We start from the raw sequence: 11,510 nt of genomic DNA on the forward strand, positions 1-11,510 counted from the left end.
CGGCACGGACGTGCACCGGTGGGCGCCCGAGGGCGCGCCGCGTCCGCTGTGGCTCGGCGGCGTGCACTGGCCGGGCGAGCGCGGGGTGGCCGCCACCTCGGACGGGGACGTGGCCGCCCACGCGGCGTGCAACGCCCTGCTCTCGGCCGCCGGCCTCGGGGACCTGGGCGCCGTGTTCGGCGTGGACCGCCCCGAGATGGCGGACGCCTCCGGCACGGCCATGCTGGCCGAGGTGCTGCGCCTGCTGACGGAGGCGGGGCTCGCCGTCGGGAACGTGGCCGTGCAGGTGGTGGCGCCGCGCCCCAAGGTGGGCACGCGGCGGGCGGAGATGGAGGCGGCGCTGTCCGCGGCGCTCGGCGGCGTCCCGGTGTCCGTGTCCGCGGCCACCACGGACCGGCTCGGCTTCATCGGCCGCGGGGAGGGCCTCGTGGGGATCGCGACGGCGCTCGTGGCGCCGGCGGCCTGAACCCGGTCCGGGGCACACACTAGGCTGGCAGGGCCCGTCAGGACCCTGACCCTCCCGGAAGGACCGCGCCCCATGGCCCAGCGCTTCTACGACACCCGCACCGCGCAGATCAGGGACTTCGAGCCCCTCGTCCCCGGCGAGGCGTCGGTGTACTACTGCGGCGCCACGGTGCAGGGCATGCCGCACGTGGGCCACGTGCGCAGCGCGATCGTGTTCGACGTGCTGATCCGCTGGCTCGAGGCCACCGGGTTGCGCGTCACCTCGGTGCGCAACGTGACGGACATCGACGACAAGATCCTCGACCGCTCGGCCGCCTCCCACGAGGAGGGCTTCGAGCCCTCCGTGCTCTACCCGGCCCGCGAGCCGTGGTGGGCGCTGGCCTACCGCTTCGAGAAGGCGTTCGACGCCGCCTACCTCGCCCTCGGCGTGCGCCGCCCCACCTACGAGCCCCGCGCCACCGGGCACGTCCCCGAGATGTTCGCGCTCATCGAGCGGCTGGTCGAGCGCGGCCACGCCTACCCGGCGCAGGACGGCTCGGGGGACGTGTACTTCGACGTCCGCTCGTGGGAGCGCTACGGCGAGCTGACCCGCCAGCGGGTGGAAGACATGCAGGACGCCCCGGACGCGGACCCGCGCGGCAAGCGCGACCCCCGCGACTTCGCGCTGTGGAAGGGCGCCAAGGAGGGCGAGCCGGCGACCGCCGTGTGGACCTCCCCGTGGGGCGCCGGCCGGCCGGGCTGGCACCTCGAGTGCTCCGCCATGGCCACCAAGTACCTCGGCGCGCAGTTCGACATCCACGGCGGCGGCCTGGACCTGCGCTTCCCGCACCACGAGAACGAGCTGGCCCAGTCCGCGGCCGCCGGGGACGGCTTCGCCCGCTTCTGGCTGCACAACGGACTCGTGGCCTACGGCGGCGAGAAGATGTCCAAGTCGGTCGGCAACACGATCTCCCCCGAGGAGATGCTCGGCATGGCCCGTCCCAAGGCCGTGCGCTACTTCCTGGGCCAGGCCCACTACCGCTCCCAGCTGGACTACCGGCCGGGCGCGCTCGAGGAGGCGGAGGCCGCCGTGGAGCGCATCGAGAACTTCACTGCCCGCGCCCGCACCGCCGGGGCCGTGCCGCCCGCCGTGGACGGCGCGCTCGCGGACCGGGTGCCCGCCGCGTTCCGCGCCGCCATGGAGGACGACCTCAACGTCCCCCAGGCGCTCGCGGCCCTGCACGAGGCGGTGCGCGCCGGCAACTCCGCGCTGGCCGCGCAAAACCTGGAGTCCGCGGCCGCCCGCCTGACCGAGGTCGAGGCCATGACGGCGGTCCTCGGCCTGGACGACGTGCCGGAGGGCGACGGCGACGGGACCGGCCCGGCGGCCGACGCGCTGGACTCGCTGGTCCGCTCCCAGATCGAGGCCCGCGCCCAGGCGCGCGCCGAGAAGGACTGGGCCGCGGCGGACCGCATCCGGGACGCCCTGGCCGCGGCCGGCGTCGTGGTGGAGGACGGCGCCGACAGCGCCACGTGGCGCCTGGCGGACTGACCGGGGCGACGTCGGGAGGGGGCCCGGCATGGACGGGGCTGACGTGGCCTGGCCGGCGCCGTGGTGCGCAACGCCACGCCGGATCCGGTGGACTGGGGCGCGGTGATGCAGCCGGCCCAGACCACGCGCGCGGCGGGCCCGCTGGTCCGGGACGCCGTGCGCGGCGCGGACGCGGCCGTGCTCGCCGTGGCGCCGCTGGCCCTCACCCCGCTGCTCTCCGCGGTGCCGCTCGGCTTCGCCGGGGTGGCCGGCGTCGTCGCGCTGATCGCCTGGGGGATCGGCCGGCACGTGCGTCCCGCGGGCTGACACCTAGACTGGAGGCCGATCCGACGCGCCCGAGCGCGTCGACCCCGTCCCCGGCACGCAGGAGTCCCCGCCATGTCCACCGCACCCCGCTCCGGCGGTTCCCGCAAGCCCAAGGGCAAGAAGGGCCCCATGAAGGGCACCGGCGGCCACGGCCGCAAGGCGCTCGAGGGCAAGGGCCCCACCCCGAAGGCCGAGGACCGGGTCTACCACAAGGCCTACCGCGCCAAGCAGCTCTCCGAGCGCTCCGCGGCCAAGCGGGGCGGCCCGGTGCGCCCGTCCCGCCCGAAGCTCACGGACGAGACCGTCTCCGGCCGCAACCCCGTGGTCGAGGCGCTGCGCGCCGGCATCCCGGCCAAGGCCCTGCACGTGGCCGTCCGCATCGAGATGGACGACCGCGTCAAGGAGGCCCTGCGCCTGTGCCTGGAGCAGGGCGTGCCGGTCATGGAGAACACGAAGCCGGAGCTGGACCGCCTCTCCGGCGAGGCCATCCACCAGGGCCTCGTGCTGCAGATCCCGCCGTACGAGTACGCGGACGCCATGACGCTGGCCACGGATGCCCTCGAGAAGCACGAGAAGGGGCACCTGCGCACGCCGCCGCTGCTGATCGCCCTGGACGGCATCACGGACCCGCGCAACCTCGGCGCGATCATCCGCTCCGGCTCCGCGTTCGACGCGGACGGCGTGATCGTGCCCGAGCGCCGCTCCGTGGGCGTGACCGCCACCGCGTGGCGCACCTCGGCGGGCGCCGCGGCGCGCGTGCCCGTGGCCCAGGCCGGCAACCTCAACACCACGCTCGTGGAGCTGCACCGGGCCGGCTACTTCGTGCTGGGCCTCGACGGCGGCGGGGACGTGTCCCTGCCCGGGCTCTCCCTGGCCACGGAGCCGCTGGTGCTCGTGGTGGGCGCCGAGGGCAAGGGGCTGTCCCGCATGGTGCGGGAGCACTGCCAGCAGATCGTGTCCATCCCGATCAACTCGGACATGGAGTCGCTGAACGCGTCGATGGCCGTGGGCATCTCGCTGTACGAGATCTCCGTGCAGCGCGCCGGCGGCCGCTGAGCACGCGGGTCCCGGCGGGGCCGGCGAGACGAGTCCCGCACCGTTGTGGGTTGCCCGCGGGCATGACCCCGACTGTGCGGGACTCGTGTCTGCGCCGGGGGCGGTGAGCCGCGGCAGCGCGCGGGGACGACGGCGGCCTCGCCGGTTCACAGATGAGCAGAGTGTCCACGGTCCGGGCTTTCAGCTGACAGGATGTCCCGTGACCGCCGTCACGGCTTGCACGTGATGCGCGTCACGGCGCACAGTATGTCCACTGTGTCCGACGGCCTGCCGTCGGCGAGCGCATCCCGCCACGCACCATCAGAACGAGGTCCGTCTCATGAAGCATCGCTCCCTCACCCTCACCGCCGCCCTCGCCGTCACCGCCCTCGGCCTGACCGCGTGCGGGGACTCCGGCGACGCCGGCGCCGGCGGCGACGAGAAGTACACCGTGGGCATCAACCAGCTCGTCTCCCACCCGGCGCTCGACGGCGCCCGCGAGGGCTTCAAGGAGGCGTTCTCGGACGCCGGCCTCGAGGTGACCTTCGAGGAGCAGAACGCCCAGGGCGAGCAGGCGACCGTCACCTCGATCGCCTCGACCTTCGCGAACGACGGCGACGTGGACCTCGTGGCCGCCATCGCCACCCCCGCCGCCCAGGGCACCGCCGCCGCGGTCAAGGACAAGCCGGTCGTCTTCATGGCCGTCACCGACCCGAAGGGCGCCGAGCTCGTGGCGTCCGAGGAGGCCCCCGGCGGCAACGTCACCGGCGTCTCGGACCGCAACCCCGTGAAGGAGCAGCTGCAGCTGCTCAAGGACGTGAACCCGGACGCCAAGACCGTCGGCATCGTCTACAACTCCGGCGAGGCCAACTCCGCCGTCCAGGTGGAGCAGGCCAAGGAGGCCGGCCAGGAGCTGGGCCTCGAGATCAAGGAGGCCACGGTCACCAACTCCTCCGAGGTCCAGCAGGGCGTGCAGTCCCTCTCGGACGTGGACGGCATCTACGTGCCCACCGACAACGCGGTGGTCTCGGCCCTCGAGACCGTCGTGGGCTTCGGCGAGGAGAACGACATCCCCGTGATCTCCGCGGACATCGACTCCGTGGACCGCGGCGCCCTGGGCACCTACGGCATCGACTACAAGGCGCACGGCAAGCAGGCCGGCGAGATGGCCGTGAAGATCCTCAAGGACGGCGCGAACCCGGGCGAGATCGCCGTGGGCTTCGCCGACCCGGCCAACCTGCAGCTCGTGCTGAACCCGGCGGCAGCCGAGGCCTACGGCGTCGAGATCCCCGCCGAGCTCTCGGACGAGGCGGACCGCCTCGTCGAGGGCTGACCCCCGCACGCCCCGCCCTCCGCGGCGGCCCGGACCGCTTCGGTCCGCGGCCGCCGCGGAGCGCGTAGACGGCCCGTCGGCCCGCGCCGCGCCGTCGTCCCCCGCACTCGCACCCGCCCGAAAGGCACCCCATGCTCACCGCAGTGGAACTGGGTCTGATCTACGCCGTCGTCGCGCTCGGCGTGTACCTGACCTTCCGCATCCTCGACTTCCCCGACCTCACGGTGGACGGCTCGTTCACCACCGGCGCCGCCACGGCCGCCGTGCTCATCACCGGCGGCACGCCGGTGCCCCTGGCCATGGTGGCCGCGTTCGTGGCCGGCACCCTCGCGGGCCTGGTCACCGGCCTGCTCCACACCAAGGGCAAGATCGACGGCCTGCTGGCCGGCATTCTCACGATGATCGCGCTCTACTCGATCAACCTGCGGATCATGGACAAGGCCAACATCCCGCTGCTGGGCCAGGACACCCTGTTCTCGTGGCTGGGAGACATGGGCCTGGCCCGCAACTGGGGCTCGGTCCTGGTGCTCTTCCTGGGCGTGTTCGTGCTCAAGATGATCCTGGACTGGTTCCTGCACACGGACCTGGGCCTGTCCCTGCAGGCCACCGGCGACAACGAGGAGATGATCCGCTCCTACGGCGTCTCCACGGATCGCATGAAGATCCTCGGCCTGATGATCTCCAACGGCCTCGTGGCCCTCGGCGGCTCCCTGCTGGCCATGTACCAGGGCTTCGCGGACATCTCCATGGGCATCGGCCTCATCCTCGTGGGCCTCGCCTCGGTGATCGTGGGCCAGGCCGTCTTCGGCCAGCGCACGGTCTTCTGGGCAACCTTCGCCGTGATCGTCGGCGCCGTGCTCTACCGCCTGATCATCCAGGCGGCCCTCAACGCCGGCCTGAGCCCGAACGACATGAAGCTGATCTCCGCGGCCCTCGTCGTCATCGCGCTGCTGCTGCCCCGCTTCGGCCTCGTCAAGCGGCTCAGCCTGCGGTCGAAGTCGACGGCGGCCCCCGCGCAGGCGGAGACGCCCGCGACCGCCACGCCCGCCGCGTCCGCCGCCACCGCAGAGGAGCAGACCCGTGCTTGAGATCTCGCAGGTCTCCAAGACCTTCTTCCCCAACACCGTCAACGAGCGCCGCGCGCTCCAGGGCATCGACCTGCACCTGGCCGAGGGCGACTTCGTCACCGTGATCGGCTCGAACGGCGCCGGCAAGTCCACGATCCTGAACACGATCGCCGGCAAGCTGCTGCCGGACACGGGCACCGTGAAGGTGTCCGGCAAGGACGTGACCCGCATGGCGGACCACCGCCGCGCGGCGTGGATCGGCCGCGTGTTCCAGGACCCGACGGCGGGCACGGCCCCGAACCTGACCATCGAGGAGAACATGGCGCTGGCCTGGCGCCGTGGGCACACGCGCGGCCTGGCCCGCGGCGTCTCCCGGTCCCGGCGCGGCCTGTTCCGCGAGGAGCTCACGAAGCTCGAGCTCGGCCTCGAGGACCGCCTCACCGCGAAGGTGGGCCTGCTCTCGGGCGGCCAGCGCCAGGCCCTGAGCCTGCTCATGGCCACGTTCTCCGGCCCGAAGATCCTGCTGCTGGACGAGCACACGGCCGCGCTGGATCCCTCGCGCGCCGAGCTGGTCACCCGCCTCACCCAGCAGGTGGTGGCGGAGCACCGGCTGACCACCCTGATGGTCACGCACAACATGTCCCAGGCCCTCGAGGTGGGCAACCGGCTGATCATGATGCACGACGGCCGGATCATCCTGGAGCTGGACAAGGCGCAGAAGGCCGGGCGGACCCCGGCGGACCTGCTCGCAGAGTTCGCCAAGATCAAGGGCGCCGTGGTGGACGACAAGACCATGCTGTCCTGACCCGCGCCGCCGGCGGCGGCCGCCCTCCCTCCGGAGGCGGCCGTCGTCGTCCCGAGGCCCGGCCCGCGCCCCGTGCGCAGGCCGGGCCTCGCGGCATGTGCGCAGGGGGTCCAGCCCGCCTCAGGGACGTGTCCATGCGGCGTCCCGATGGTTCATTCCGGGGCGGGTGCGGGGTAGCGTCGAGGCGTGAGCAACTCGAAGCGCGCCGCCCAGAGCACCCCCGTGTCCGACGTCCGCCTCCAGACCGTCACGGGGCGCATCCCGGTGACGGGCGTGCAGCCCGTGGTGCAGGACGGGCGATTCCCGGCCAAGGCCGTGGTGGGCGAGGACGTCCCCGTCCGCGCCACCGTGTTCGGCGAGGGTCACGACGCCGTGCGCGCCACCGTCCGCCTGCTCGACCCGTCCGGGGCGGAGGTCCAGCGCGTCCACATGCGCCCGGGCCGCCCGGGCCTGGACGAGTTCCTCGCCACCCTGCGCCCGTCCGAGACCGGCGTGCACCACTTCGTGGTGGAGGGCTGGCACGACCCGGTGGGCACCTGGCTGCACGCGGCCACCGTGAAGCTCGCCGCCGGCGTCGACGTGGAGCTCATGCTGGCCGAGGGCGCCGCCCTGTTCCGCGCGGCGGCCGAGGACGCGGAGCGCTCTGCGCAGGACCGTGCCGCGTTCGAGGAGGCCGCCCGCGTGCTGGCGGACGAGGGGCTCGTCCCGGCCCAGCGCCTGGCCGGGGCCGAGTCGGCCGAGCTCGCCGCCGTGCTGGGCGCGCGGCCGCTGCGCGAGCACGTCACGAGCTCCGAGCTGCTGCCCCTGGACGTCCAGCGCGAGCTCGCGGGCCGCGGCGGCTGGTACGAGTTCTTCCCGCGCTCCGAGGGCGCGCGCTTCGACGAGGCCGCGGGCACGTGGTCCTCGGGCACCTTCACGACGGCGGCCCGCCGGCTGCCGGCGGTCGCCCGGATGGGCTTCCAGGTGGTCTACCTGCCGCCGATCCACCCGATCGGCACGGCGCACCGCAAGGGCCCCAACAACACGCTGACGGCCGGCCCGCAGGACCCGGGCTCCCCGTGGGCGATCGGCGCGGCCGAGGGCGGCCACGAGGCGGTGCACCCGGACCTGGGCACCCTCGCGGACTTCGAGGCCTTCGTGGCGGCCGCCGCGGACGAGGGGCTGGAGGTGGCCCTGGACCTGGCGCTGCAGTGCTCGCCGGACCACCCGTGGGTGGCCGAGCACCCGGAGTGGTTCACCACGCGGGTGGACGGCACCATCGCCTACGCGGAGAACCCGCCCAAGAAGTACCAGGACATCTACCCGCTGAACTTCGACAACGACCCGGAGGGCCTGGCGCAGGCCGTGCTCGAGGTCGTGCAGGGCTGGGTGGGCCGCGGGGTGCACATCTTCCGCGTGGACAACCCGCACACCAAGCCCCTGTGGTTCTGGGAGTGGCTGATCGCGCGCGTGCGCGCCGAGGAGCCGCGCGTCGTCTTCCTGGCGGAGGCGTTCACCCGCCCGGCCATGATGCACGCCCTGGGCACGGTGGGCTTCCAGCAGTCCTACGGGTACTTCACGTGGCGGAACACCGCCGCCGAGCTGGCCGAGTACCTGGAGGAGATCTCCCACGAGACGCCGGCCTTCTACCGGCCGAACTTCTTCGTCAACACCCCGGACATCCTCACGGAGTACCTGCAGCACGGCGGGCCGGGCGCGTTCCGGGTCCGCGCGGTGGTCGCCGCCCTCGCCAACCCGCTGTGGGGCGTCTACGCCGGCTACGAGCTCTTCGAGCACGTGGCCCGCCCCGGCGCGGAGGAGTACATCGACAACGAGAAGTACGAGTACCGGCCGCGCGACTGGGAGGGCGCGGAGGCCGCCGGCGCCTCGCTCGCCCCGTACCTGACGCGCCTGAACGAGATCCGCGCCGCCCACCCGGCGCTGCGGGACCTGCAGAACCTGACGCTGCACCGCGCCACCCACCCGGACCTGCTCGTGTTCTCCAAGACCCGCACGGCCCGCCCCGAGGGCGAGCACCGCGACGCGGAGGCCGTCACCGACGCTGGCGCGCACGAGGACACCGTGATCACGGTGGTCACCGTGAACCCGCACGACGTCGCCGAGGCCACCCTGGACCTCGACCTGTCCGCGCTGCGCCTGCGCCCCGAGGACCTGGACGAGTCCGGCTCCTTCGAGGTCGAGGACCTGCTCACGGGCCAGCGCTGGCAGTGGGGCCGCACGCCCTACGTCCGCCTGGACCCGCATGTCGAGCCCGCCCACGTCCTGCGCGTGGTGCGGCGCGGCTGAGCCGCCCGCCCCCGCCCCGCCGCCCAGAACAGGAACCCCCATGACCACGCCCGCCGCCTCCCGCCCCGCCGTCGCCCCGCTCGCCGTGGACCCGGAAGTGCTGGCCGCCGTCGCGCAGGGCCGGCACCATGAGCCGCACGCGGTGCTGGGGGCCCACCCCCACCCCGACGGCGCGGCGGTCACCTACCGCGTGCTGCGCCCGCTGGCGCGCACCGTCACCGTGGTGCGCACCGGGGACGGGGAGCGCGTGGAGCTGGCCCACGAGCGCGACGGCGTGTTCGCCGGTGTCGCCCGGATGCCGCGGGTGGCCGGGGCGGCCGCCGGCGACTACCGGCTCGAGGTGGCGTACGAGACCGCCGACGGTCAGACCGGGCCGGTGCAGGAGCAGGACGACGCCTACCGTCACCTGCCCACCCTGGGCGAGCTGGACCTGCACCTGATCGGCGAGGGCCGGCACGAGCGGCTGTGGGAGGTGCTCGGCGCCCGCGTGGTGCGCACCCCGGCCGGCGAGGCCGTGGGCACCGCGTTCGCCGTGTGGGCGCCGAACGCGCGGGCCGTGCGCGTGGTCGGCGAGCACAACGGCTGGGACGGGCGGGGGCATGCGATGCGCTCCCTCGGCTCCTCGGGCGTGTGGGAGCTGCTCGTGCCGGGCGTCGGCCACGGCCACCGCTACAAGTTCGAGATCCTGGGCCGGGACGGGCGGTGGCGCCAGAAGGCGGACCCGATGGCCCGCTGGACCGAGGTGCCGCCCGCCACGGCCTCGCGCGTGCTCGAGTCCGAGTACGAGTTCGGGGACCGCACCTGGATGGAGCGCCGCCGCACGGTGGACCCGCACGAGCGGCCGCTGAGCATCTACGAGGTGCACCTGGGCTCGTGGCGGCCCGGCCTGGACTACCGGGAGCTCGCGGAGCAGCTGGTGGAGTACGTGCAGTGGCTGGGGTTCACGCACGTGGAGTTCCTGCCGGTGGCCGAGCACCCGTTCGGCGGGTCCTGGGGCTACCAGGTGACCGGCTACTACGCGCCGACCTCCCGGTTCGGCAGCCCGGACGAGTTCAAGCACCTCGTGGACGCGCTGCACCGGGCAGGGATCGGCGTGATCGTGGACTGGGTTCCCGCGCACTTCCCCAAGGACGAGTGGGCGCTGGCCCGCTTCGACGGCACGCCCCTGTACGAACACGCAGACCCGCGACGCGGCGAGCACCCGGACTGGGGCACCTACGTGTTCGACTTCGGCCGCACCGAGGTCCGCAACTTCCTGGTCGCCAACGCCCTGTACTGGCTGGGGGAGTTCCACATCGACGGGCTGCGCGTGGACGCCGTGGCCTCGATGCTCTACCTGGACTACTCCCGCGAGGACGGACAGTGGGAGCCGAACGTGCACGGCGGCAACCACAACCTCGAGGCGATCGACTTCCTGCGCGAGGTGAACGCCACGGTGTACCGGGTGCACCCGGGCGTGCACATGATCGCGGAGGAGTCCACGGCGTTCTCCGGCGTGAGCGCCCCGGTGGACGCCGGCGGCCTCGGCTTCGGCAAGAAGTGGAACATGGGCTGGATGCACGACACGCTGGCCTACCTCTCGCAGGACCCGGTGAACCGGCGCTGGCACCACGGGCAGTGGACCTTCTCGATGGTCTACGCCTACTCGGAGAACTACGTGCTGCCGCTGTCCCATGACGAGGTGGTGCACGGCAAGGGGTCCCTGCTCACCCGCATCCCCGGCGACCGCCGGCACCAGCTGGCCACCCTGCGCGCCTACTACGGCTACATGTGGGCGCACCCGGGCAAGCAGCTGCTGTTCATGGGCGGCGAGTACGGCCAGCCGAGCGAGTGGTCCGAAGCGGAGGGCCTGGACTGGCCGGTCTCCTGGGACGAGTCGCACCGCGGCGTGCAGCTGACGGTCCGCGAGCTCAACGCCCTGTATCGCAGCAAGCCGGCCCTGTGGTCCCAGGACCACAGCCCGGCCGGATTCGAGTGGGTGGACGGCGGGGACGCCGACGGCAACACCCTCGTCTTCCTGCGGCATCCCGCCGAGCGCGTGGTGCCGGAGGCCCGCATCGACGACGACGGCGCCGCGGTGTCCGCCGCTGAGCCGGGGGGCGCCCCGCTGCTGTGCATCACGAACCTCTCGGGGTCGCCACGGCAGGGGCTGCGGGTGGGGGTGCCGGGCGCGGGGGAGTGGACCGTGGTCCTGGACACCGACGCCACCGACTTCCACGGGGACGGCTGGCGGGAGCAGACCGGGCAGTCCGAGGTGCTGACCGCGGAGCCGGGTCAGTGGCAGGGGCAGCCGGCCCATCTGACGGTGAACGTGACGGCACTGACCACCCTGTGGCTGCAGCCGCACCCGGGCGCGGGGGCCGATCGCTGACGGACGTGGCGGACCTCACGTCGAGGGACGAGGCGGCCATGGGGCGCCGAGGCGGTGCCGGACGAGGCTCTTGCCTGCCCAGATCGGCATGAATCCGCGGAAGCAGGACCCCCGGTCTTGACGGGAGTCGATGCACCACTCCCGATTTCACGTTCGGGGGCGAGGACGGGTAGTGTTCTCTCTTGTGCTCACGACGCCGACCGGGTCTCCGGGAGGTGCGGTGAGGAACATGAGATCCGCGGATTCATGCCGAGAATGGCAGGTCGAGGGCGGATGGTGTTCACCGGGCACGCGGCTGGCAGTGATGCTGG

The 11,510-nt window shown here is 73.3% G+C and carries 9 protein-coding genes; all 9 read left to right on the forward strand.

Going from position 1 to position 11,510, the window contains the following annotated elements; translation table 11 throughout:
- On the forward strand, positions 1-466 hold a 466-nt coding region (gene ispF, locus NWP10_RS07740), incomplete at its 5' end, for a 2-C-methyl-D-erythritol 2,4-cyclodiphosphate synthase (RefSeq protein WP_258300456.1).
- A gap of 72 nt (positions 467-538) precedes the next feature.
- On the forward strand, positions 539-1,996 hold the full coding sequence (gene cysS, locus NWP10_RS07745; protein ID WP_258300457.1) for a cysteine--tRNA ligase: 1,458 nt from the start codon (positions 539-541) through the stop codon (positions 1,994-1,996).
- A 60-nt stretch (positions 1,997-2,056) separates the two neighbouring features.
- Complete coding sequence (locus tag NWP10_RS07750; protein ID WP_258300458.1) at positions 2,057-2,302, forward strand: hypothetical protein; 246 nt, start codon at positions 2,057-2,059, stop codon at positions 2,300-2,302.
- Positions 2,303-2,374: 72 nt separating this feature from the next.
- A complete protein-coding gene (gene rlmB / locus NWP10_RS07755; protein WP_017489051.1) occupies positions 2,375-3,358 on the forward strand; it encodes a 23S rRNA (guanosine(2251)-2'-O)-methyltransferase RlmB in 984 nt (327 codons plus the stop codon).
- Between the two features lie 319 nt (positions 3,359-3,677).
- Positions 3,678-4,670: an ABC transporter substrate-binding protein gene (locus tag NWP10_RS07760; protein ID WP_017489052.1), complete on the forward strand. Its 993-nt coding sequence runs from the start codon at positions 3,678-3,680 to the stop codon at positions 4,668-4,670.
- 131 nt (positions 4,671-4,801) lie between these two features.
- Entirely contained in the window at positions 4,802-5,758 is a 957-nt protein-coding gene (locus NWP10_RS07765; RefSeq protein WP_017489413.1) for an ABC transporter permease, read from the forward strand.
- A complete protein-coding gene (locus tag NWP10_RS07770) occupies positions 5,751-6,542 on the forward strand; it encodes an ABC transporter ATP-binding protein (protein WP_017489414.1) in 792 nt (263 codons plus the stop codon). The genes NWP10_RS07765 and NWP10_RS07770 overlap by 8 nt, the downstream gene beginning before the upstream one ends.
- 186 nt (positions 6,543-6,728) lie before the next feature.
- The gene (locus tag NWP10_RS07775; RefSeq protein ID WP_309137714.1) at positions 6,729-8,828 is read left to right on the forward strand and encodes an alpha-1,4-glucan--maltose-1-phosphate maltosyltransferase; all 2,100 of its coding nucleotides are present in this window, start codon (positions 6,729-6,731) and stop codon (positions 8,826-8,828) included.
- Between the two features lie 40 nt (positions 8,829-8,868).
- Entirely contained in the window at positions 8,869-11,199 is a 2,331-nt protein-coding gene (gene glgB, locus NWP10_RS07780; RefSeq protein WP_258300459.1) for a 1,4-alpha-glucan branching protein GlgB, read from the forward strand.
- Positions 11,200-11,510: the final 311 nt, after the last annotated feature.

The sequence above is a fragment of the Micrococcus sp. HG099 genome, from assembly GCF_024723355.1.
GTDB lineage: Bacteria > Actinomycetota > Actinomycetes > Actinomycetales > Micrococcaceae > Micrococcus > Micrococcus endophyticus.

Coding starts and splice junctions, on each gene's coding strand:
- NWP10_RS07760 (WP_017489052.1), top strand. CDS start 3,678: ATGAAGCATCGCTCCCTCACCCTCACCGCCGCCCTCGCCGTCACCGCC.
- NWP10_RS07765 (WP_017489413.1), top strand. CDS start 4,802: ATGCTCACCGCAGTGGAACTGGGTCTGATCTACGCCGTCGTCGCGCTC.
- cysS (WP_258300457.1), top strand. CDS start 539: ATGGCCCAGCGCTTCTACGACACCCGCACCGCGCAGATCAGGGACTTC.
- glgB (WP_258300459.1), top strand. CDS start 8,869: ATGACCACGCCCGCCGCCTCCCGCCCCGCCGTCGCCCCGCTCGCCGTG.
- rlmB (WP_017489051.1), top strand. CDS start 2,375: ATGTCCACCGCACCCCGCTCCGGCGGTTCCCGCAAGCCCAAGGGCAAG.